The organism is Paracoccus sp. pheM1 (assembly GCF_018499825.1).
GTDB lineage: Bacteria > Pseudomonadota > Alphaproteobacteria > Rhodobacterales > Rhodobacteraceae > Paracoccus > Paracoccus versutus.
Genome location: NZ_JAGXCX010000003.1, coordinates 464,420 through 486,093 on the forward strand (window position 1 = coordinate 464,420; position 21,674 = coordinate 486,093).

General features: G+C 68.0%; 24 protein-coding genes. 13 read left to right on the top strand and 11 right to left on the bottom strand.

Going from position 1 to position 21,674, the window contains the following annotated elements; translation table 11 throughout:
- The first annotated feature begins 125 nt into the window (after positions 1 to 125).
- From KF941_RS24965 to KF941_RS24990, 6 genes are all read left to right on the top strand, one after another.
- Complete coding sequence (locus tag KF941_RS24965; RefSeq protein WP_036757221.1) at positions 126 to 1,253, top strand: ABC transporter substrate-binding protein; 1,128 nt, start codon at positions 126 to 128, stop codon at positions 1,251 to 1,253.
- A 67-nt stretch (positions 1,254 to 1,320) separates the two neighbouring features.
- On the top strand, positions 1,321 to 2,211 hold the full coding sequence (locus KF941_RS24970) for a branched-chain amino acid ABC transporter permease (protein ID WP_036757225.1): 891 nt from the start codon (positions 1,321 to 1,323) through the stop codon (positions 2,209 to 2,211).
- Complete coding sequence (locus KF941_RS24975) at positions 2,208 to 3,107, top strand: branched-chain amino acid ABC transporter permease (RefSeq protein WP_024844832.1); 900 nt, start codon at positions 2,208 to 2,210, stop codon at positions 3,105 to 3,107. The genes KF941_RS24970 and KF941_RS24975 overlap by 4 nt, the downstream gene beginning before the upstream one ends.
- Positions 3,088 to 3,858, top strand: coding sequence for an ABC transporter ATP-binding protein (locus KF941_RS24980; RefSeq protein WP_036757227.1), 771 nt, complete (start codon positions 3,088 to 3,090; stop codon positions 3,856 to 3,858). The genes KF941_RS24975 and KF941_RS24980 overlap by 20 nt, the downstream gene beginning before the upstream one ends.
- Positions 3,848 to 4,552, top strand: a complete 705-nt coding sequence (locus KF941_RS24985) for an ABC transporter ATP-binding protein (RefSeq protein WP_036757230.1) — start codon at positions 3,848 to 3,850, stop codon at positions 4,550 to 4,552. Before KF941_RS24980 ends, KF941_RS24985 begins: the two co-directional genes overlap by 11 nt.
- Positions 4,553 to 4,558: 6 nt before the next feature.
- On the top strand, positions 4,559 to 5,356 hold the full coding sequence (locus KF941_RS24990; RefSeq protein WP_214274905.1) for a TIM barrel protein: 798 nt from the start codon (positions 4,559 to 4,561) through the stop codon (positions 5,354 to 5,356).
- A 12-nt stretch (positions 5,357 to 5,368) separates the two neighbouring features.
- Here the strand turns inward: KF941_RS24990 and KF941_RS24995 are convergent, their stop codons facing one another.
- Positions 5,369 to 5,704 carry a Rieske 2Fe-2S domain-containing protein gene (locus KF941_RS24995; protein WP_036757234.1) on the bottom strand — a complete coding sequence of 112 codons (336 nt, stop codon included), beginning with the start codon at positions 5,702 to 5,704 and terminating at the stop codon, positions 5,369 to 5,371.
- Positions 5,705 to 5,775: 71 nt separating this feature from the next.
- The gene (locus tag KF941_RS25000) at positions 5,776 to 6,939 is read right to left on the bottom strand and encodes an acyl-CoA dehydrogenase family protein (RefSeq protein WP_214274906.1); all 1,164 of its coding nucleotides are present in this window, start codon (positions 6,937 to 6,939) and stop codon (positions 5,776 to 5,778) included.
- Positions 6,940 to 7,065: 126 nt separating this feature from the next.
- Between KF941_RS25000 and KF941_RS25005 the strand changes: the two genes are divergently transcribed.
- From KF941_RS25005 to KF941_RS25015, 3 genes are read left to right on the top strand one after another with little or no spacing between them, the layout of a single operon-like run.
- Positions 7,066 to 8,031 (top strand): thiamine pyrophosphate-dependent dehydrogenase E1 component subunit alpha, encoded by a 966-nt coding sequence (locus KF941_RS25005; RefSeq protein ID WP_072463249.1) that lies wholly within the window; start codon positions 7,066 to 7,068, stop codon positions 8,029 to 8,031.
- Positions 8,032 to 8,040: 9 nt separating this feature from the next.
- Complete coding sequence (locus KF941_RS25010; RefSeq protein ID WP_114669072.1) at positions 8,041 to 9,054, top strand: alpha-ketoacid dehydrogenase subunit beta; 1,014 nt, start codon at positions 8,041 to 8,043, stop codon at positions 9,052 to 9,054.
- Positions 9,055 to 9,056: 2 nt separating this feature from the next.
- Entirely contained in the window at positions 9,057 to 10,484 is a 1,428-nt protein-coding gene (locus tag KF941_RS25015) for a 2-oxo acid dehydrogenase subunit E2 (protein WP_214274907.1), read from the top strand.
- A 45-nt stretch (positions 10,485 to 10,529) separates the two neighbouring features.
- Here the strand turns inward: KF941_RS25015 and KF941_RS25020 are convergent, their stop codons facing one another.
- Together KF941_RS25020 and KF941_RS25025 are read right to left on the bottom strand one after the other, a co-directional pair.
- A complete protein-coding gene (locus KF941_RS25020; RefSeq protein ID WP_214274908.1) occupies positions 10,530 to 11,003 on the bottom strand; it encodes a VOC family protein in 474 nt (157 codons plus the stop codon).
- A complete protein-coding gene (locus KF941_RS25025) occupies positions 11,000 to 11,563 on the bottom strand; it encodes a nuclear transport factor 2 family protein (protein ID WP_214274909.1) in 564 nt (187 codons plus the stop codon). The genes KF941_RS25020 and KF941_RS25025 overlap by 4 nt, the downstream gene beginning before the upstream one ends.
- Positions 11,564 to 11,677: 114 nt before the next feature.
- Between KF941_RS25025 and KF941_RS25030 the strand changes: the two genes are divergently transcribed.
- Genes KF941_RS25030 through KF941_RS25045 form a run of 4 tightly spaced genes read left to right on the top strand, consistent with a single transcriptional unit; the run spans position 11,678 to position 14,481 of the window.
- On the top strand, positions 11,678 to 12,205 hold the full coding sequence (locus KF941_RS25030; RefSeq protein ID WP_214274910.1) for a PaaI family thioesterase: 528 nt from the start codon (positions 11,678 to 11,680) through the stop codon (positions 12,203 to 12,205).
- Positions 12,205 to 12,621, top strand: coding sequence for a hypothetical protein (locus KF941_RS25035; protein WP_036757244.1), 417 nt, complete (start codon positions 12,205 to 12,207; stop codon positions 12,619 to 12,621). Before KF941_RS25030 ends, KF941_RS25035 begins: the two co-directional genes overlap by 1 nt.
- On the top strand, positions 12,614 to 12,982 hold the full coding sequence (locus KF941_RS25040) for a MaoC/PaaZ C-terminal domain-containing protein (RefSeq protein WP_072463244.1): 369 nt from the start codon (positions 12,614 to 12,616) through the stop codon (positions 12,980 to 12,982). The genes KF941_RS25035 and KF941_RS25040 overlap by 8 nt, the downstream gene beginning before the upstream one ends.
- A complete protein-coding gene (locus tag KF941_RS25045; RefSeq protein ID WP_114537348.1) occupies positions 12,982 to 14,481 on the top strand; it encodes an AMP-binding protein in 1,500 nt (499 codons plus the stop codon). The genes KF941_RS25040 and KF941_RS25045 overlap by 1 nt, the downstream gene beginning before the upstream one ends.
- 19 nt (positions 14,482 to 14,500) lie before the next feature.
- On the opposite strand, the gene KF941_RS25050 is transcribed toward KF941_RS25045, so the two are convergent.
- Genes KF941_RS25050 through KF941_RS25080 form a run of 7 tightly spaced genes read right to left on the bottom strand, consistent with a single transcriptional unit; the run spans position 14,501 to position 21,475 of the window.
- Complete coding sequence (locus KF941_RS25050; RefSeq protein WP_214274911.1) at positions 14,501 to 15,283, bottom strand: SDR family oxidoreductase; 783 nt, start codon at positions 15,281 to 15,283, stop codon at positions 14,501 to 14,503.
- Positions 15,276 to 16,208 (bottom strand): aldo/keto reductase, encoded by a 933-nt coding sequence (locus KF941_RS25055; RefSeq protein ID WP_214274912.1) that lies wholly within the window; start codon positions 16,206 to 16,208, stop codon positions 15,276 to 15,278. Before KF941_RS25055 ends, KF941_RS25050 begins: the two co-directional genes overlap by 8 nt.
- Before the next feature lie 12 nt (positions 16,209 to 16,220).
- Entirely contained in the window at positions 16,221 to 16,748 is a 528-nt protein-coding gene (locus KF941_RS25060) for a VOC family protein (RefSeq protein WP_036757250.1), read from the bottom strand.
- 51 nt (positions 16,749 to 16,799) lie between these two features.
- Positions 16,800 to 17,282, bottom strand: a complete 483-nt coding sequence (locus KF941_RS25065) for a VOC family protein (protein ID WP_214274913.1) — start codon at positions 17,280 to 17,282, stop codon at positions 16,800 to 16,802.
- Positions 17,279 to 18,646 carry an FAD-dependent oxidoreductase gene (locus tag KF941_RS25070; protein ID WP_036757252.1) on the bottom strand — a complete coding sequence of 456 codons (1,368 nt, stop codon included), beginning with the start codon at positions 18,644 to 18,646 and terminating at the stop codon, positions 17,279 to 17,281. The genes KF941_RS25065 and KF941_RS25070 overlap by 4 nt, the downstream gene beginning before the upstream one ends.
- On the bottom strand, positions 18,646 to 20,289 hold the full coding sequence (locus tag KF941_RS25075; protein ID WP_214274914.1) for a GMC family oxidoreductase N-terminal domain-containing protein: 1,644 nt from the start codon (positions 20,287 to 20,289) through the stop codon (positions 18,646 to 18,648). The genes KF941_RS25070 and KF941_RS25075 overlap by 1 nt, the downstream gene beginning before the upstream one ends.
- Before the next feature lie 55 nt (positions 20,290 to 20,344).
- On the bottom strand, positions 20,345 to 21,475 hold the full coding sequence (locus KF941_RS25080) for an ABC transporter substrate-binding protein (protein WP_083539207.1): 1,131 nt from the start codon (positions 21,473 to 21,475) through the stop codon (positions 20,345 to 20,347).
- Between the last annotated feature and the right edge of the window lie 199 nt (positions 21,476 to 21,674).

A 21,674-nucleotide genomic window follows, 5' to 3' on the forward strand; every position in this document is an offset into this window, starting at 1 on the left:
ATCTGTGATATACATAGTATTGTGGAGGAAGCCGAGAATCCGTCACGGATCGCGAAGGATCGCGATCCGATACCGGGCGACCGCCAGGTCAACCCGCCGTTCACATTCCTGGGGAGGAAACCGTCGTGAAACTGTCCAATCTGTTCGCCACCTGCACCGCAATGGCGTTGCTGCCCGCCATGGCCGCCCAATCCGACGAGTATCACGTCGTCGTCCTGCAAGCCCTGACCGGCCCCGCAGCCTTCATCGGCACCGCCGTCGCCGACGGCATGCGCCTGGCCGAGCAGCAGATCAACGAACAGGGCCTTCTGGGCGAGGGCAACACGCTCAAGGTCACCTATGCCGACGACGCCACGGATCGCACGCAGACCATGTCGCTGATCGCGCGCTATGCCAACGATCCCTCGATCCTGGGGATCCTGGGTCCGACCAGCGGCGCGGTCGCCATCGCCGGCGCGTCCTCGGGCAACCAATACAAGGTGCCGGTCGTCACCACGACGAACACGCCCGAGGTGCTGGATCAGGGGCCCTGGTCGTTCATCCTGACCCAGCCGCCGGAAATCACCATCCCCTATCTGGTGGATTACGCGGCCGATGTGAAAGGCGTGAAGGAATGCGCCGTCATCGGCATCCGCGACATCGAGGCCTATGTCGCGCTGCAAAAGCAGTTCGAGAAGCTGATGACCGACAAGGGCGTCAGGATCACCACCGTCGAACAGGTCGGCGGCACCGATTCCGACTTCTCGTCGGTGGCGACCAAGATCGCCACCTCGCAGCAGGATTGCGTCTTCGTCTCGGCCTCGGCCTCGCAGGGGGCGAACATCATCGTCCAGCTGCGCCAGGCCGGACTGGACCCGGCGACGCCGGTCTTCGGCCACAATGCCTTCGCCTCGCCCGAATTCCTGAACCGCGGCGGCGCCGGCGTCGAGGGCGTCACCTTCATCGCCGACTGGGTGCCGGGCGGCTATGACGATTTCACCAAGGCCTTCGCCACCGAGTTCAGCGAGACGTTCGGCCACGAGGCCGACAACTGGAACGCCGTCGGCTACGGCGGGATGCTGGTGATGGCCAATGCGCTGAAGTCCATGCCCGAACCCACGCGCGAGGCGCTGCGCGACCAGCTGGGCAAGACCAGCGAGGTCCGCGTGGCCGCCGGCCAGGGCAGCTATTCGGTGGACGAGAAACGCTATCCGCATGTGGGCATGAACGTGCTGACGGTGCAGGACGGCGCCTTCGTCCAGGCTCCGCGCTGATCGCCCGCGCGCCATGGGCCGGGGCGCCGGGCGCCCTGGCCGCAACCCTTTTGGACGGACCACCGGGATGCTACTGCAACAGATACTCAATGGAACGGTGTCCGGCGCGATCTATGCCCTGTTCGCGCTTGGCTTCACGCTGATCTTCGGCGTGCAGAAACTGCTGAACCTCGCCCATGGCGCGATCTTCATGGCCGGTGCCTTCATCGCCTATTACGCGACGGCGCAGGGGCTGCCCTTCTGGTTCGCGCTGCTGCTGGCGACCATCGCGACCGGGGCGATCTCGGTCGTGGTGGATTTCGTGGCCTTCCGGCAATTGCGCAAGTCGGGCCATGCCGAATTCGCCGCCATCGTCACCTCGATCGGGGTGGACCTGATCCTGATGAACATCGCCCAGCAGGTCTCGAACACCAAGGTGCTGAGCTTTCCCTTCGGCACCTTCCCGGTCAAGTTCTTCAGCTTCTGGGGGATGCGCATCTCGCTGTTGCAGCTGACCATCCTGGGGCTGGTGCTGGTCCTGGTGCTGGCCCTGGCCTATTACATCAACCGCACCAGCTTCGGCCGCCAGGTCCGGGCGGTGTCCAGCAACGAACATGCCTCGGCCCTGCTGGGCATCTCGGCCGCGGCGGTCTATCGCCAGACCTTCTTCATCGCCGGCGCGCTGGCGGGGCTGGCGGGGGTGCTGATCGGCCTGTCCTTCAACTCGATCCACTTCATGATGGGCGAGCCCTTCCTGCTGCAAGCCTTCGTCGTGGTGGTGATCGGCGGGCTGGGCTCGCTTCAGGGCGCGGTGGTCGCGGCGATCCTGATCGGGATCGTGCAGTCGCTGACCATCGCCTATCTGTCCAGCGAACTGTCCACCGCGATCATCTTCGCGCTGCTGTTCGTCACGCTGCTGTTCTTTCCGAACGGCCTGTTCGGACGCGCCGGCAACTATGCAGGAGGAAGCCGCAGATGATGTCCTTTTACTATTCCTATCAGCCGCTCATCGACTTCTTCCTGATCGCGGTCGGGCTGGGCTACAGCCAGCAGCTGGCGCTGCGCGCGGGCGTGTTCTCGATCGCGACGGCGGGCTTCTCGGCGCTTGGCGCCTATGCCACGGCGATCCTGGTGACGCGATACGGCGTCCCGGTGCCGGCGGCCATCCTGGTCTCGGCCGTGGTGGGGATGGCGGTCAGCTATGTGCTGTCGGTGCCGCTGGCGCGGCTGCGCGGCGCCTTCCAGGCCATCGCCACGCTGGCCTTCGTGCAGGTGGTGATCGCGCTGCTCTTGTATTTCGAAAGCTTTACCGGCGGCGCCATCGGCATCTCGGGCATCCCGCGGGTGATGAATACCGGCTGGCTGCTGCTGGCGGTGCTGGTCACGATCTACGTGATCTGGTCGATCAACCGCACCTCGGTCGGCCGGGTGTTCAACGCGCTGCGCCAGGACGATTCCGTCGCCGCCTCGCTCGGCGTGCCGATCAAGTCCTATTACGCGTTGGCCTTCGTGCTGTCGGGGCTGATCGGCGCGGTCTTCGGGGCGCTGCGTTCGCTTTACGTCTTCAACATCGAGCCGGTGGATTTCGGCTTTCACGCCATGGTCGCCAGCCTGACCGTGGTGGTGCTGGGCGGGCGCAACACGCTCCTGGGCCCCATCGCCGGGGCGCTGATCATGGCGATCCTGCCCGAACTGGCGCGCCCGCTGGCCGAGAACCGCGGCATCCTGAACGGGGTGATCCTGATCCTGGTCATCACCTTCCTGCCGAACGGCGTGGGCGATGAGCTGGTCTACTGGCTGCGCCGCCGCCTGCGCCGCGCGCCCAAAACCATGTCCAAGCGGAAGGAGGGGGCCGATGTCGTCGCTGCGGATTGAGGACGCCTGCAAGTATTTCGGCGGGCTGAAGGCCGTCGACGGCATCAACATGACCGTCCCCGCCGGCCGGATCACCGGGCTGATCGGCCCGAACGGCGCCGGCAAAAGCACCGTCGTCAACATGATCTCGGGCGTCTACAGCCTGACCAGGGGCGAGGTCTACCTGGACGAGCAGCAGCTTACCCGGCTGCATGTGGACGAGGTCGCCCGCTGCGGCATCGCCCGCACCTTCCAGAACATCCGCCTGCTGCCCGAGGAAAGCGTCCTCGACAATGTCGTCATCGGCTATTTCCGCAAGCAGCGCAGCGGGGTCATGTCCAGCCTGATGGGCCTGCCCGCCGCCCTGGCCGAGACCCGCCGCCTGCGCGAGCAGGCCTGGGAGCTGCTGGGCCGCTTCGGCATCCAGAAATATGCCGATTACGAGGCGGGCAGCCTGCCCTATGGCCACCAGCGCCGGGTCGAGATGGCCCGTTCGATCGCCGCGGCGCCGCGCATCGTCATGCTGGACGAGCCCGTGGCCGGCATGAACGAGGTCGAATCCGCCGAAATGGCCGAGATCTTCGAGGATCTGGCGCGTTCGGGCATGGGGCTTTTGCTGATCGAGCATAACGTGGCCTTCGTCTCGCGCCTGTGCAGCCAGGTCTATGTGCTGGATTCCGGCCGCATGATCGCCGAGGGGCCGCCCGAGGCCGTCACCCGCGATCCAAAGGTCATCGAAGCCTATATCGGAGGCAAGGCCGATGCTGCTTGAAGTCAGGAATCTGAGCGTCTCCTACAAGGGCATCCAAGCGCTGCGCGATGTCAGCCTGCATGTGAACCGCGGCGAGATGGTGGCGCTGGTCGGCTCGAACGGGGCGGGGAAATCGACGCTTCTGAACGCGCTGAGCCGGACCGTGGTGCCGCAAAGGGGGCAGGTCGTCTTCGACGGCAAGGATCTGGGCCGCATGGCCGCCTTCCAGGTCTCGCGCCAGGGCCTGCTGCATGTCCCCGAGGGGCGGCAGGTGCTGGCCGACATGTCGGTCTGGGAAAACCTGCAGCTGGGCATGCTGGCCCTGGGCCAGCGGCCGGCGCGATACAGCCTGGAACAGGTCTACGGCATCTTCCCGATCCTGGAGGAGCGCGCCGACCAGATCGCCGGCACGCTCTCGGGCGGCCAGCAGCAGATGCTGGCCATCGGCCGGGCGCTGATGGGCGCGCCCGAGATCCTGCTGCTGGACGAGCCGTCGCTGGGCCTGTCGCCGCTGATGGGCGACCAGGTCTTCGACGCGCTGACCCGGCTCAACCGCGAGGGGCTGACCATCCTGCTGGTCGAGCAGAACGCCTATCGCGCGCTGGAATGCACGCAGCGGGCCTATGTTCTGGATCGCGGCCGGATCGTGATGGAGGGCGCCTCGGACGTGCTGATGCGCGACCAGCGGGTGATCGAAAGCTATCTGGGCGCCTGAGCGGACATGGCCGAGCGCATCCTGACCCTGCACCAGCTCAGCCTGCGCGACACCGATCCGGTGGCGCTGGTCCGGGCCGCCGCCGCGGCGGGCTTTCCCTTCGTCACGGTCTTTCTGCACCCGCCGGCGCCGCAGCTCGACATCTTTCCGCGGCTGCTGCCCGGCGCGCCCACGCGGGCCTTCGTGCAGGCGCTGGGGGCAGAGGGCGTGCAGGTCCACAATGTCGAGGCCCTGCCCTTTTCCGGCCGCACCGATCCCGCCGACTACCTGCCGGTGCTGGACCATGCCGCCGAGATCGGGGCGCGGCGCGCCACCGTGCTGGTCTACGACCGCGACCTGCCCCGCGCCTCGGACCGGCTGTCGCAGACCTGCGACGCGGCAGCCGCGCGCGGCATCGCCCTTTCCATCGAGTTCATGGCGTTTTCCTCGCTGCGCACGGTGGGCGAGGCGGCGGATTTCGTGCGCCAGAGCGGCCACGCGAACCTGAGCCTGCTGGTCGATCCGCTGCACCTGGCGCGCACCGGCGGCAGCCCGGCCCAGCTTGGCGCCCTGGCCGACACCATCGGCGCGCTGCAATTCTGCGACGCGATGCTGGCCCCGCCCGAGGACGCCTTTCGCGAGGCGGTCGAGGATCGCGAGATACCGGGCGAGGGCGAACTGCCGCTGCAAGCCCTGCTGGACGCCACCGATCCCGGCCTGCCGCTGGATGTCGAGGTGCCGATGCTGCGGCTTGAGAAACAGGGGCTGGACCCCATCGCCCGCGCGCAACTGCTGAAACGGGCGCTGCTGCGCTATCGGCTGTGAAGGGCCGGGCCTTCAGCTGCGCCGCACCAGCACGCGGCGGCCGGAAATCCTGACCTCGACCCTGGGCAGGTCGCTGCAAAGCGAGGACATGGCCTTGCCGGTCGAGCAGTCGAAGCGGGCGCCGTGCTTGGGACAGATGACCACGTTGCCTTCCACCTCGCCCTCGGACAGGCGGGCGAAGTTATGCGTGCAATTGCCCGAAAAGGCGACGATCTCGCCGTCGCGGCGGCACAGGATCACCTCGCGCCCGCCCGCGGTGACGAACCAGGGCCCCATGCTCGGCACCTGCATGACCGCGCCGACATCGACGAATTCCTCGGCATCGGCGCCCAATCCTCTGGGGATCATTCTCTGCCCTTCCCTTCTTGCGGCAGGTTTCAAGGGAAACGCCGGGCCGGTCAACCGGCCCGGCGCATGGCTCAGGCGCGGCGCTGGTCGAAGCGGCGGCCGATCATGGCGGCGGTGATGTTCACCTTCTGGATGTCCACCGCGCCGCCGGCGATGCCCCAGCCCCAGGAATCCCGCAGCCGGCGTTCCATCGGATATTCCTTGGAATAGCCGTAGCCGCCCATCAGCTGCACGGCATTGCCGGTCACTTCGCGCGAGATCTCGTTGGCAAAGCATTTCGCCAGCGAACTGTCCAGGATCGAGGGCATCCCGTCCTGGGCGTTCTGCGCCGCGCGATGGATCAGAAGCCGCGCCGCATCGACGCGCAGCCGCATCTCGGCCAGCTTGATCTGCACCGCCTGGAAATCGACCAGCGGCCGGCCGAACTGGTGGCGTTCCTGGACATAGCCCAGCACATCCTCGAGCGCGCCGGAAGCCTGGCCCAGCGACATGGTGGCATTGCCGCAGCGCTCCAGGTCGAAGGCTTCCATCAGCCGCTTGAAGCCGCCGCCGGGCACGACGACATTCTCCAGCGGCAGCTCGACATTGTCGAAGAACAGGTCGCTCGACGGCACGCCGCGGAACCCCATCAGCCGCTCTTGCGGGCCGAAGCTGAAGCCGGGCGTGCCCTTTTCCACATAGACCGCACCGATCGAGCCCGCGCCCGGCCTGTCGTCGAAGCGGGCATAGACCAGGTAGCCCTGGGCATGGCCGCCGCCAGAGCACCAGCGCTTCGCGCCGTTCAGCACCACCTTATCCGATTCGACGCGGGCGCGGGTCTTCAGGTCGGTCAGGGCCGAGCCGGCATCGGGTTCGGACATGCCGATGGCGACGACCTTCTCGCCGCGGCAGACGGCGGGGATCACCCGCGCCTTCAGGCTTTCGGGCGCGAAACGCTCGATGGCGCGCACCGGGCCGACGCAGGATTCGAAGACCGGAAACGCCACGGCCGAGCTGATCTTGGCGAACTCCTCGACGACGAGCAGCGCCTCCAGGTTGCCAAGCCCCATGCCGCCGTATTCCTCGGCCACGTTGATGCCAAGAAAGCCCAGCTCGGCATAGCGCCTGACCCATTCAGGCGGGACGGGCTCTGCCTTCTCTTCAAGGTCGCGGGCAAGATCCACCAGCTCGGTGCGGGCGAACTTGCGCGCCGCCTCTTGCAGGTCACGCTGGATCTCGGTCAGCCGGAAATCCATCCTCTCCTCCAAAAATACAGTTTATGCTTTCTTAGTATACGTAAAGGCCATCGTTTGAACATATATAAATTGACACGCCCGCAAGAATCGACCAGTTTCCGGGTGCAAGACGAGCGGGAGAGGGCCATGCAACAAAGCCGCACCGACATCCTGAAGGCCTATCGGCAGATGCGGATGATCCGGGAATTCGAGGAAAGACTGCATATCGAGAATCGCAGCGGCGAGATCGCCGGCTTCACGCATCTGTATGCGGGGCAAGAGGCGATCGCCGTCGGCATCTGCGAGCATCTGACCGACCGCGACTATATCAGTTCGACCCATCGCGGGCATGGCCATTGCATCGCCAAGGGCTGCGACCCGCGGCTGATGATGCACGAGATCTATGGCCGCGCCGACGGGCTGTGCAAGGGCCGCGGCGGCTCGATGCACATCGCCGACATCGACAAGGGGATGCTGGGCGCGAACGGCATCGTCGGCGGCGGCCCGCCCATCGCGGTGGGGGCGGCGCTGGCCTGCCAGGCGCGCGGCGACGGCAGCGTGGCGGTGTCCTTCGGCGGCGGCGGCTCGTCGAACCAGGGCACGGTCTTCGAGGCGATGAACATGGCCGTCGTGCTGAAGCTGCCCAAGATCTTCGTCTTCGAACTGAACGGCTATTCCGAACATACCGGCGAAGGTTATGGCATCGGCTCGGACCTGGCCGGGCGGACGCGAGGCTTCGGCCTGCCGGTCTTCGAGGCGGATGGCTTCGACTATTTCTCGGTCCACCAGGCGATGGCGGATGCGCTGGAGCATGTGCGCGCAGGCAAGGGCCCCTGCGCCCTGATCGCCGAGGCGACGCGCTATTTCGGTCATTTCGAGGGCGACCCGCAGAACTACCGCGCCAAGGACGAGGTCAAGACCCTGCGCGAGACCCAGGACGCCCTGCTGCGTTTCCGCCGGAAAGTCACCGAGGCCAAGCTGATCGAGGCGGCCGAGCTGGATGCCATCGACGCCGAGATCGCGGCCTTCATCGAGGATTGCGTGGCCTCGGCCCGCAAGGCGCCGGCGCCGGGGGTCGAGATCATGCTCTCTGACGTCTATGCCGATTACTAGGACCGCATCATGACCGTGAAGACTATGCGAGAGGCGCTGAACGAGGCGCTGTTTCAGGAGATGCGCCGCGATCCCGGCGTCATCGTCATCGGCGAGGACGTGTCGGGCGGCGCCGGCGGGTCGTCGGGCAGCCGCGATGCGGCCGGCGGCATCTTCGGCGTGACCAAGGGTCTGATGGGCGAGTTCGGCGACAAGCGCGTCATCGACACGCCGATTTCGGAAAGCGCCATCATCGGCCTGGCCAATGGCGCGGCGCTGGCCGGCATGCGCCCGGTGGCCGAGCTGATGTTCGCCGATTTCGTCGGCGTCGCCATGGACCAGATCTATAACCAGATGGCCAAGTTCCGCTATATGTTCGGCGGCAAGGCCAAGGCGCCCATCGTCGTGCGCATGTCCATGGGCGCCGGCATGAACGCCGCCGCCCAGCACAGCCAGACCATCTATTCCATGCTTTCGGCCGTGCCGGGGCTGAAGGTGGTGGTGCCGTCGAACCCGGCCGATGCCAAGGGCATGCTGGCCGCGGCGATCCGCGACGACGACCCGGTGATCTTCCTGGAACACAAGGCGCTTTATTCCAGCAAGGGCGAGGTGCCGGACGACGAATACGTGGCGCCGCTGCATGGCGCGAGCCTGGTGCAATCGGGCAAGGATGCGACCGTGGTCACGCTGGGCCGCATGGTCTCCTTTGCCGCAAAGGCGGCGGCGAAGCTGGCCGGGGACGGGATCACCGTCGATCTGATCGACCTGCGTTCCACCTCGCCCATCGACGAAGAGATGATCCTGGAAAGCCTGTCGCTGACCGGGCGGCTGGTGGTCGTGGACGAATCCAACCCGGTCTGCTCGATCGCCTCGGAAATCGCCGCCATCGCGGCCGAAAAGGGCTTTGCCTCGCTGCGTACGCCGGTGGTGCGGGTCACGGCGCCGCATACGCCGGTGCCATTCGCCCGCGAATTGGAGCGCATGTATGTTCCCGGTCCCGACCGGATCGAAGCGGCCATCCGCAAAGCCGTGAAAGGAGAGTGAGCATGGCCCGGATCCATCCCGTCACCCTGCCGAAATGGGGCCTTGAAATGTCCGAGGGCCAGATCTCGCGCTGGATCGTCGCCGAGGGCGACAGCGTCGAGCCGGGCACCGAGCTGGTCGACATCGAGACCGACAAGATCGTCAATACGCTGGACACCGACAGGGGCGGCACCCTGCGCCGCATCCTGGTGCCCGAGGGCGAGACCGCCCCGGTCGGCGCGCTGATCGCCGTGCTGGCCGAAACGGACGCCACCGAGGCCGAACTGGCCGAATTCATCGCCTCCTATGTGCCCGTCGATGCCTCGTTCGAACCCAAGGACGAGGGACGGGCGGAATCCGCAGGGCCCGAACCCTCCCCCGCCGCCGATGCTCCTGCGGATGCCGGCGCCGCACCGAAGGCCTCCCCCTTGGCGCGCCGCATCGCCGAGCAGGACGGCATCGACCTGGCCGGGGTCGAGGGTTCGGGCTGGGGTGGCAAGATCAGGAAGGCCGACCTGCCGCCGCGCCCCGCCGCGCTTGCCCCCGACGAGGCGGCAAGGCGGAATACGGGCGCCCATGCCAGCCCGGTCGCGGTGAATTTCGCCAATGCGCTTGGCTTCGACCTGACCGGGCTGAAGCCCAGCGGCTACCGCGGGCGCATCTCGCTGGCCGATGTGCAGGCGGCGGTCCAGGCGGCCGGCCTGTGGTCGCCGCCAGCGGCCGCGATTCCCGCCGCGCCTGGGGCAGCGCCGGCAACGGCTGCGGCGCAGGGGGTCGAGCAGCCCTTTACCGGGATGCGCAAATCCATCGCCAACGCGCTGCGCCATTCCAAGCAGACCGTGCCGCATTTCTACACCGCCATGGATGTCGAGATGGACGCGCTGATGGCGCTGCGCAGCCAGTTCAACAGCGGGCGCGAGGGCGCGAGAATTTCGGTCAACGACTTCCTGCTGCGCGCCGCCGCCCTGGCCCTGGCGGCCCATCCCGAGGTGAACATCCAGGTCTCGGACAGCGGCATCACCCGCTTCGACCAGGTCGATCTGTGCGTCGCGGTCGCCATCGACGCCGGGCTGGTCACGCCGGTGATCCGCAATGCCGCCCAGCGGCCCCTGACCGAGATCTCGGCCGAAGCGGGCCGGCTGATCGCCGCCGCCCGCGACCGCAGCCTGACCGCCGAGGATCTGCGCGGCGGCACCTTCACCCTGTCCAACCTGGGCATGTATGGCGTGCGCAGTTTCGATGCGATCATCAACCCGCCCCAGGGCGCGATCCTGGCGGTGGGCGGCCCCCGGCGCGAGGCGCGCGAGACCGCCGATGGCGGCCTGCGTTTCGCCAGCGTCGCGACGCTGACGCTGTCGGCCGATCACCGCGGCATCGACGGCGCGGTCGCCGCGCAGTTCCTGTCCACCCTGAAGGCCCGGATCGAAGCGCCGATGTCGCTGGTGATGTGACGCCGCATCCCGGCGCGGCAAAGGCCCCCTTTCGGGGGCCTTTCCCTATTCGGGGACCGGCCAATGCACCGCGAAGGGATGCGAGGCGTCGTAAAGCTCCAGCAGTTCCACGACATTGCCGTCCGGGTCATGGCCATAGACCGCGTTGAAGGTCGGCCGCGGCAGGGGCGAGGAATGGAACACCACGCCCTTCTGCCGCAGCCGTTCGTATTCGGCGTCCAGATCCTGCACCGCCAGGCAAAGATGCGTCAGCCCGGCCCCGAACAGGCGCTGATGCGGGCTGCGCCGTTCCGGGGCCGGCGCCTCGAACTGGAACAGTTCCAGATAGCAGTTCCGGTGCCACAGCATCGCCAGCTGGGCGGCCGAACCGCTGGCGCCCAGCAGCGCGTTCTGGACCTCGGCATCGGCGGTCCAGGACTGGCGGTGGACCAGCTCGAACCCCAGCACCTCGGTATAGAAGCCGATCAGCCTTTCGATGTCATGGGTCGAGATCGCCGCGTGATGAACCCCCAGGATCACGCCCGCTGTTCCTCGGGCTGGTAATGCCGCAGCCAGCCGGTCCAGCTGGGCAGCGATTCGGGATAGTCGCCGGGCATCGGCGCCTCGTATCCGCGCTGGCGCAGCGGCGAGGCCAGCGCCTCGGCATAGCTTTGCACCGGGACGTAATACAGGAACTTCAGCAGCCGCGAGGCGAAATACCATTTCCCGTCGCGGCGGTATTCGTCCTCGTAGCGCAGCGAGCCGACCAGCACCTGCTGGTTGCGCACCGCCTCGGCATGGCAGAACACCTCGCCGGTGGCGCGGTCCGGGTCGGCGGGATCGAAGGTGACGACCGTGTCATGGGTCCAGTGGACCGACAGGCCCAGCACCTCGAACCGCTTGCGATACATCTGCATGATGCCCCCGAGCCCCTCGCCCTTCATGCGTCCGTCGGCGGAGCGCACCCAGGAATCCTCGCGAAACAGCGACCGCAACAGGGGCACGTCGCGGTCGTCGCAGGCTTTGCAGTAATGCGAAATCAGCGCCAGGATCTCGGCGCGCGATTCCAGGCGGTCCAGCCGGGTTTCCAGATCGGTCAACTTGTCTCTCCCTTACAGCAGTAAAACTGTTATTGCACACATTGACTCGGTTTTCATTATATAGTTTTATCATTTGTGTATAAATATGCCGCGCAGCCAGTTCGGGATCCGCTGATGACCCTTGACGCGTTCCACCCTTTCAAGGCCTCGGAAAGCACCCTGCCCGCACCGGAGGGCTGGATCGAGCTGCCCTCGCCCGGCGGGTTCTGCGACACCTTCGGCCCCGTGCATGCGACGCGCGACGGGGCGGGGCAATTCGCGGTAGGCTTTCGCTGCGCGGAACGCCACCTGAACCCATCGCGCTATTGCCACGGCGCGGCTCTGGCGGCCTTTACCGACATGCAGGCTTACGGCGTGCAGCATCTGGTCGGCTATGCGGCGGCGGTGGTGCCCACGATCTCGATGAACATCGACTTCCTGTCCATCGTCCACCTCGGCGACTGGGTGCGCGGCGACATCGAGGTGACGCGCAAGACCCGCAACCTGGTCTTTGCCCAGATGCGATGCAGCGTCGGCGACCGGCCGGTGATGAACGCCCGCGCGCTCTTCAAGGTCATGGCGATGGACGCGCTGGCCGACACCACCTATTTCGACCGCATCGGCCCCGAGATCGAGCGCCGCTTCGCGCGCATCGGCCGCTGATGGCAAGCCAGCCCCCCATCCCCGGCAGGCGATACGACCTGACCGCCGCGCTGGACGACCGGGTGCGCGCGCTTTGCGCCGCCCCGCCGCGGCAGGGCGACCTGGCGCATCCGATCCACGCCTATCTGGGCGCGCTGGCGGCAATGCCGGCGCCCATCGGCGATTTCAGCCGCAACCTGGGGCTGGCCTTCGATGCCGGTCCGGTGCTGGGCGAATGCCGGCTGTCCTTTCCCGGCCGGCTGCGGGTCGGCCAAGCCTATGACGCCACGGTCGAGGTTCTGGACCTGACGCGCAAGCCCAGCCGCCGCTTTGGCCAGGCCGACCATCTGGCGCTGGCCATCACGCTGTCGGACCAGGCCGGCCCGGCCAGCGTGCTGCAATTCAGGATGATTACCCCGGTGGTGGCCGATGACTGACAGGCAGGACGAAACCGGCTGGAGCTTCGGCCCGGTCAGCGGCCCCGACATGGCGGAATGGTGCGCGCTTCTGCGCGACGACAACGCCATCCACCTGCGGCGCGAGGCCGCCGAGGCGGCGGGCTTCGGCCCCCGGCGCGTCAATCCCGGCCCGGCCAACCTGGCCTATGTCATCAGCGCCGCCATGGCCGCCCATCCGCAGGCCGAGTTCGCCGAGATCGCCGCCTTCTTCGCCGACAACGTCTTCGAGGGCGACCGGCTTGCCGCCCGGCTGACCCCCGAGCCCGGCGGCACACTTTACGCCGAGGGGCGCGGGGCGCCGGTCCTGCGGGTCCAATTCAGCTTCAAGGAGCATGACTGATGTCCGATATCCCGACGGCAAGCGGCACGACGGTCTGGCGCCTGATCGCCGGGCGCGCCCATGACCGGCCCGAGGCGCCGGCGCTGATCGAGGGCGACCGGGTGCTGAGCTATGCCGGGATGATCGCCGCCGCCGACCGCATCGCCGCCGACCTGGCGGCACGGGGCGTGACGCGGGGCGACCGCGTGGCCGTCCTGTCCGAGAACTGCATCGAATACGGCCTGACGCAGCTGGCCTGCGCCAAGCTGGGGGCGATGGTCGCCTGCCTGAACTGGCGGCTGGTGGCGCCGGAACTGGCCTGGTGCATCGACCTGGTCCAGCCGCGGCTTATGCTTTGCTCGGCCCGCCACCGCGACCTGGCCCGCGCCGCCTGCCCCGACCGCGAGGCCCTGGACCTGCGCAGCCTGGGATGCGAGGGCGAGGCCCCCGACCAGGCCCGGCCCGAGGACGGGTTCATCATCATCTATACCTCGGGCACCACCGGCCGTCCCAAGGCCGCCGTCATCAGCCAGCGGGCGCAGATCGCGCGCATGTGCGCCTTTCGGCTGGACCTGGGGCTCGCGCGCGAGGACGGCTATATCTCATGGGCGCCGATGTTCCACATGGGGGGCACCGAGCATCTGTTCTCGACCCTGCTGATCGGCGGCGCCGTCACCGTGATGGACGGGTTCGACGCCGACCGGATCATCGACACGCTGGAGCAGCAGCGCATCGGCTGGCTGATGACCGTGCCCGCCACCACCGAGCTTCTGCTGGCCCGCCTGCGGACGCGCCGGCCCCGGATCAAGGGCGTGCGGGTGGTCGGAGCCATGGCGGACATGACGCCGGCCGCGGTCATCGACGAGGTGACGCGGCGTCTCGACGCGCCCTATCTCAATTCCTTCGGCGCGACCGAGACCGGGATGCCGCCGCTCTCCGGCGACCTGATCCGGCCCGGAGAGATGCCGCGCAGCCTTGCCAAGAAGCTCAGCGTGCTGACCGAGCTGCGCCTTGTCGGCCCCGACGGCCGCGACGTGGCCCAGGGCGAGACCGGCGAAGCCTGGGTCAGGGGGCCGACGCTTTTCAGCGGCTACTGGAACGCCGACGAGGTCAACCGCGACAGTTTCAGCGGCGGCTGGTTCCACATGGGCGACCTGTTCCGCCGCACGCCCGCGGGCTATGAATTCGCCGGGCGCTCGAAATATCTCATCAAGTCCGGGGGCGAGAACATCTATCCGGCCGAGATCGAGCGGGTGATCCTGGCCGATCCGCGCGTCGCCGACGCCATCGTCGTGCGCCGCCCCGATCCGCATTGGGGCGAGGTGCCGGTGGCGGTGGTGGCGCGCTGCGACGACAGCCTGGACGAGGCCGGGGTGATCGCGCTGTGCCGCGCCAGCCTGGCCGGCTACAAGCGCCCCAAGGACGTGGTCTTCGTCCCGGTCGAGCGCTTTCCGCGCAGCACCAGCGGCAAGATCATCCGCGAAGAGGTCGAAACCATGGTGCTGGACGCCACGGCCTGAACGGCCGCGGCGCCCTGCTTCATTCGACGAAACGGCCCGGCGCCTGGTGATAGGCGGGCGGGACCACGGCGACGTCGAGCCCGCTGTCGATCACCAGAACCTGCCCGGTGATGCCGCGGGCCGAGGGACCGGCCAGATAGGCGAAGGCATCGGCGATGTCCGCGGCCGTGCAGACATAGGGGATGGGATTGCGCGCCAAGGCCCGGTCATAGGCCGCCTGCTCGCCACCGCTGAGGCTGCTGGTCATGCCCGTCACCACATTGCCCGGCGCCAGCGCATTCACCCGGATCGCGCGCGGCGCCAGCTCCACCGCGCTCGAGCGCGTCAGCCCCACCACCGCGTGCTTGGCGGTGGTATAGGAATGGTTGGCCCAGGCCCCGACCCCCGCCAGGCTGGCGGTGTTCAGGATCACGCCGCCCTGGTCGCCCATGGCGTTCGCGGCGTGCTTGGTGCCATGGAAAACACCGCTGACCATGACCTCCAGCACGCGGTTGAAATCCCGTGCCGCGGTCGTTCCGATCGGGCCGATGGCGCCCAGGATGCCGGCATTGTTGATCATGCAATCCAGCCGGCCGTGACGGTCCAGCGCCGCCTGCACCAGCGCCTCGACCTGGCGCTCGTCGGCCACGTCGCAGGCCAGGGCGGTCGCGCCAAGCTCCTGCGCCAGGGCCTGCACGCCCTCGGGCCGCAGGTCGCCCAGGACCAGCCTCCAGCCGTCGCGGTGAAAGCGGCGGGCGGTCGCCGCGCCCAGGCCCGAGCCCGCGCCGGTGACGACGGCGACCTTGTCCAGCGTGTCATTCATCTTGCAGCAGCGCCTCCAGCTCGCCGATCTGTGCCTCGCTCAACCGCAATTCGGCGGCCTTCGCATTCGCAATCACCTGTTCGGGCTTGGTCGCCCCGGCCATGACCGAGGCCACAACGGGCCTGGACAGCAGCCAGGCAAAGGCGACCTCGGTCATGGCAAGCCCGTTCTGGTCGCACCAATCGGCGATGCGGTCCACGCGGGCCAGGTTCTCGGGCGTCAGATAGCGGTCGGCCAGCCGCGCGATCTTGCCGAAACGCCCCTCGCCCGTGTCGCCGCCGCGGTATTTGCCGGTCAAGAGCCCCGAGGCCAGCGGGAAATAGGGCAGCAGCCCCAGCCCCAGCGCGTTCAGGCAGGGGATCGTCGTCGCCTCGGCCCCGCGCCGGATCAGCGAATATTCCGCCTGGAGCGAGATGAAATGCTGCACGCCCAGTTCCCGCGCCAGGTGATGGGCATGGGCGATTTCCCAATCCGCCATGTTCGAGGTGCCGATATAGCGGACCTTGCCCTGGGCGATCAGCCGGTCCAGCGCATCCAGCGTCTCCTCGATCGGGGTGGTCGGGTCCGATTCGTGCAGCTGGTAAAGGTCGATCCAGTCGGTGCCCAGCCGGCGCAGGCTGTCCTCGACGCAGCGGATGATATAGGAGCGGTCGGCGCCGCGGCTGCCGTCGGCCATCTGCATGCCGAACTTGGTCGCCACCACGGCCCTGCCGCGCCGCGGGCCCAGCGCGCGGCCCAGGAACTCTTCCGAACCGCCGGAACGGCCATAGATGTTGGCGGTGTCGAAAAAGGTGATCCCGGCATCCAGCGCCGCATCGACCACGCGGCACGATTGCGCCTCGTCCGTGGTCCAGTTGAAATTGTTGCAGCCCAGCCCGACCGCCGAGACGGTCAGGCCCGAGCGGCCCAGCTTGCGATAGTCCATGCTTGCACCTTTCTAGAGTTCGCGGATCACGTCGCGCCCGTCCCATCCCACCGAAGGCAGGCGCATGCGGTCGAACATCTGCCGCCGCTCGGGCTTCAGATCGACCAGTTCGATCATCGGCGCATCGGGATCGGCGGGGTCGCAAAGATAGCACATGCGCGACAGGGCCTGGCGGCCCTCGATGGCGCGGACCATGCCGCGCGCCTCGGCCGCCGCCAGCTGCGCGTCGAAATCGTCGCAGAGAAAGCCGAAATGCTGAAGCCCGGCGCCGCGCCTTTCCAGGAAATCGCGATAGGGCGAGGCTGCGTCGGCCGGCTCGATCAGTTCGATCTGCACCGGGCCGGTATAGCCCATCAGCACCCGCCTGTGGATCTGGACCGAGACCGGCTCGTCCCAAATCTTCAGCACCTGGAACGGGATCGGCACCGGATAGACGAAGAAGGGCCCGACCCCCATGCGCCCGGCCCAGTCATGGGCGGCGGCATCGGCATCGGGGACCACATATCCGTGCTGGAACAGGGTTCCGTAATGGCGGCTCATGCTTTTCCTCCTTGGTGGCGGGTGGTTGCCGCGATCCGCGCCGCGGCGGCGCTATGGCCGGCCATCCCGGCCCGGCCCCAGCGTGGCGAAGGAAAAGGGGTGGCTGTCATCCGTCACCTCCAGCAGTTCCAGCACATTGCCGTCGGGATCGTGGCCGTAGACCGAGGCATGGCTGGCCCGGCGCTGCGGGGCCGAGCGAAAGCGGATGCCCGCCGCCTCGAGCCGGGCGACCTCGGCCGCCAGCTCGCGGACATGCAGGCAAAGATGGGTGATGCCATGATCCTGGATGCCGCGCTCCGGCCGGCTGGGGGCGGGGCTCGAGAACTCGAAAAGCTCCAGAAAGCAGTTGCCGGCGCGCAGCTTGGCCTGCCGCGCCGCCGATCCCCTGAGGCCCATGATCGTGTCGGGCAGCGCCGCGCCCTGCGCCCAGTCCATGCGCGAGGCGACGGTGAAGCCCAGCACGTTGCAATAGAAATCCAGCGCCCGGTCCAGGTCCGGGGTCGAGATGGCGGCGTGGTGGATGCCCAGGATCACGGCCGCGCCTCGGCCGCCGCATTGCTGCCCGCCACCCGGCCGAAGACGATGGCATTGCCGATCGAGGCGCCGCCGCCGGCATAGCAGGGGCCGAACATGCCGCCCGTCGTCTCGCCCGCGGCATAGAGGCCCGCAATCGGCCGGTCGGCCTGGTCCAGCACCCGCGCCTCGGTGTCGATCCTCAGCCCGGTGCCGGTCCAGCACACGATGGCCGGCCGGATGCGCGCGCCGTAGAAGGGCGGGGTCGAAATCGGCTTCAGATGCTCGGCCGGCTTGAAGAAATGCGCATCCCGCCCGGTTTCGGCGGCGCGGTTGGCGGCGGCGACGGTGGTGGCCAGCGTCGCCGCGTCGATGCCGAGCTGCGCCGCCAGCCCCTCCAGCGTATCGGCCTGCGCGACCTGCCCGCGGGCGGCGAAATGCGCCAGCCGGTCCGCCGACCAGTTCGGCGCGGTGGCCGAGCGTGCCTCGCGCCGCGCCGCCTCGTCGAAGATCGCGAAGCATTCGCGCGCGGTCTGTTCGTTCAGCAGTTCGGACAGGATGGAATACTCGCAGGATTCGTCGACGAAGCGGCGCCCCTCATGCGTGACATGGATCAGCCAGGGCGGCAGATAGGTCTCCAGCTCCTTTTCCCAGCCCGGCGTCATCAGCAGAAGGCCGCGATCCGGCCGGGTGATGCCGGCGCCAAGGCGACGGCCGATGCGAATGCCGTCCCCCTGGGAATGGGGCGAGCCGATATACCAGGACAGCTCGCCCTGCGCCGCGGCCGTGGGGTAAAGCTCGGCCAGCAATTGCCGGTTGGCGCCGAAGCCGCCGGTGGCCAGCACCACCGCCCCCGCCGTCACCCGGTCGCCCTCGACCAGGATGCCGGCGACGCGGCCATCCTCGACCAGCAGCTCCTGCACCCGGCTGCGCAGCGCCATGTCCACGGCAAGGCCGCTCAGCGAGCCCTCCAGCACCTCGGCGATCTCGGCGCCATGGCCGCGGGCGCGATGGCCGCGCCGGATCTTGTCCACGCCCGAGCAATAAAGGTTCTCCTCGGGGAAATCGACGCCCAGCCCGACCAGCCAGTCGAAGGCCGGCGTCGCGTCGTGGCACAGCCGCCTGACCAGCGCCGGGTCGAGCTTGTATTGGTTGATATGCAGGTAATAGCGGTAAAGCGCCTCGGGCGTGTCCTCGATCCCCGCCCGGCGCTGGAGCGAGGTGCCCGCCGCATAGAACACGCCCCCCGACAGGGCGGTCGAGCCGCCGGCCTTGTCGCCCGCCTCGACCATCAGCACGCGGGCGCCGGCCTGGGCGGCCATATGCGCCGCCGCAAGCCCGGCCCCGCCGGCGCCCACCACGATGACGTCGTAATCCCTGTCCATCACGCTGCTCCCTTCATCCCCGGTGCGGCGCCCTGGGCCATGTCCTCCAGGACCATGGCGGCGCATCTCTCGCCGATCATGATCGACGGCGCGTTGGTGTTCCCGGCCGGCAGCCGCGGCATGATCGAGGCATCCGCCACGTAAAGCCCGCCGATGCCATGCACGCGCAGCCGGTGATCGACCACGCCGCCCGCGGCCAAGGGCAGCATGGCGCAGGAGCCCACGGGATGCAGGTTCGCGATGCCGTTGCCACGCAGCCAGTCGACGATCTCGGCCTGGGTCCGCACCGCGGGGCCGGGGCGGATCTCTTCGGCCATATAGCGGGCCAGCGCCGGCTGGCCGGCGATATGGCGCGTGATGCGGACGGCATCGGCCATGGCCATCCGGTCCACCTCGTCGCGAAAGAAATTGTGCCGGATCACCGGATCGGCAAAGGGGTCGGGCGCGCGCAGCCGCACCTCGCCGGTCGCCACCGGGTCCAGATGCACCGGGCTCATGGTGAAGCCGGGAAAGTCGTGGACCCGCATCCCCCGCCTGTCGCGCGAGGCGACCGACCAGATGTTGGTGTTGATCTGCAGGTTGGGCCGGTCCCTCGTCTCGTCCGTGCGGGTGAAGATGCCGACAAAGATGCCGTTCGCGGCCAGCGGCCCGCGCCGGGCCAGCACATATTGCGCCCCGGCGATGGCCTTGCGCAGCGGGCTGCGCGCCAGTTCGTTGATCGTCACCGGCTCGCGGCAGCGAAAGATCAGCGAGCAATAGAAATGGTCGCGCAGGTTGGCGCCGACGCCGGGCAAGTCGTGCAGCACCTCGATGCCGTGGGCGCGCAGATGATCGGCCGGGCCGATCCCCGAAAGCTGCAAGAGCTGGGGCGAGCCGAAGGCCCCGCCGCAGACCACGACCCCGTGCCGCGCCCGCGCCCGCAGGATGCGCCCGCCTTGGCGGTATTCGATGCCGACGGCCTTGCGGCCCTCGAACAGCAGCCGCGTGGCATGGGCGCCGGTGTCGATGCGCAGGTTGCGGCCCGCCGCCGACAGGTAGGCGCGGGCCGAGTTGCAGCGCCGCCGGTTGCGGGTGGTGGTCTGGAACAGGCCCGCCCCCTCTTGCCGGGCACCGTTGAAATCGGGGTTTGCGGGGATGCCGGCCTGTTTCCCGGCCTCGATGATCGCCAGCGCCACCGGCGACGGGTCGGGCTGGTCCGAGACGGCCAGCGGCCCGCCGGTGCCGTGATAATCGTCGGGGCCGCGCGCCTGGTCCTCGGCCTTCTTGAACCAGGGCAGCACGTCCTGCCAGCTCCAGCCGGGATTTCCCAGCTGCGCCCAGTTGTCGTAATCGGTCGGATGGCCGCGGATGTACAGCATGCCGTTGATCGAGCTGGTGCCGCCCAGAACCTTGCCGCGCGGGTTGTACATCGGCCGCCCGTTCAGTTCCGGCTCTGGCTCGGATTCGAACATCCAGTTCACCTTGGGATTGGTGAACAGCATGGGATAGCCCATCGGCACCTTGATCCAGAAGGCGCTGTCGCGCGGGCCCGCCTCGAGCAGCAGGACACGGTATTTCCCCGATTCCGCCAGCCGTCCGGCCACCGCGCAGCCCGCGGAACCGGCGCCCGAGACGATGAAGTCGAACTCGCTGTCGAAACGCATTGCGTCCTCCTTGCGCAACGGGCGCGCCCCTGCCGGCGCGCGCGCATGCGATGCCTTACAGATCCTCGGGGCGCGCGAAGCTGCCGTCCTTGACGGTCAGGATGCCCATGCCGAAGGTCGCGGCGCGTTCCGGGGTGAAGTTGTAGACGCCCTCGCCCACGATCACCGGCACGTCCTTGATGCCGGCCAGGGCGTCGCGCATCTCCTCGCGCGTGGCATCCGGCCCGGCACGGCGCAGCGCGTCGGCAAAGACCATCATCGTCGAATAGCCCTGCGGCGCCCAATTGTCGGCCTCGACCCCGTGCCTGGCCTTGTAGGCTTCGGCAAAGGCGCGCGAGGGCTCGTCGAAGCCGCCGGGCGTCCATTCGCCGATCACGGTCACGCCCTCGACCGCGCTGCCGCCGGTGTTGAGGAACTCGGGCGAGGCCAGCGATTGCAGCCCGAAGATCTGCACCTCCGGGTCAAGGCCCGCCTGCTTGAACTGCATGATGACATTGGCGCCAAGCGCGGCCGGCGTGGCGATGAACAGGCAGTCGGCATCGCTTTGCGCCACCTTCACCGCCAGGGCCGAGAAGTCGATGTCGGACAGCTTGACGCCGTCGAGCTGCGCCTTCACTCCGTGTTCCTTCACCCGCTCCATGAACACATTCGCCATGGCGACATAGGCTTCGTTGTCCAGGACGGTGATGACCGCGCAGTCCTGCACGCCGCGCTTTTCGGCGGCATAATCGGCGATCGGCGGCGTCGCGATCGAGGCCGGCTGCGAAAACGGGAAGGACCAGGGCCCGGCCTGCGGCACGGCGTCGTTGTTTGACTGCATATAGGCCAGGATGCCCAGATCGTTGGCCGCGGCCGCAGCCGCCGGGGCGATGGCGCCGGTGGTCGGGCCGATGATGGCGATGTTTTCCGAATCCGCGGCGCGCCGGCCGATCAGGCCCAGCGCCTGGCCGCGGTCGCCCGCATCGTCGTCCAGCGTATACTGGATGGTGACGCCCTCGCCCGCCAGGCCCTTGGCATTGATGTCCTCGATGGCCATGACCGCGCCGTCGGCGATGCCGCGGCCGATGAAGGCCGGGCTGCCGGTCAGCGACTGGATGATCGCCACCTTGACCTCCTTGGCCATGGCCATCGGCGCAAAGGCGGCAGAGGCGGCAAGCGCGGTGCCCATCAGGATTCTCAGTGACATTCGTTCCTCCCGTCCTTGGGCGCGCTGCCGCCGCGCCCTGGCGCGGCAATCCGGCTGCCCCTGTTGAAACCTGCGCCCGACACGGCCGCGCCGGAAAAGCGGCGGGCGGTCGTCGATTCGTGCATGTCGGTAAATGAACACAAATTCACAGTTGTTGTATACAAAAATATGTGCCTATGAATTATTGAACGGAAGAATC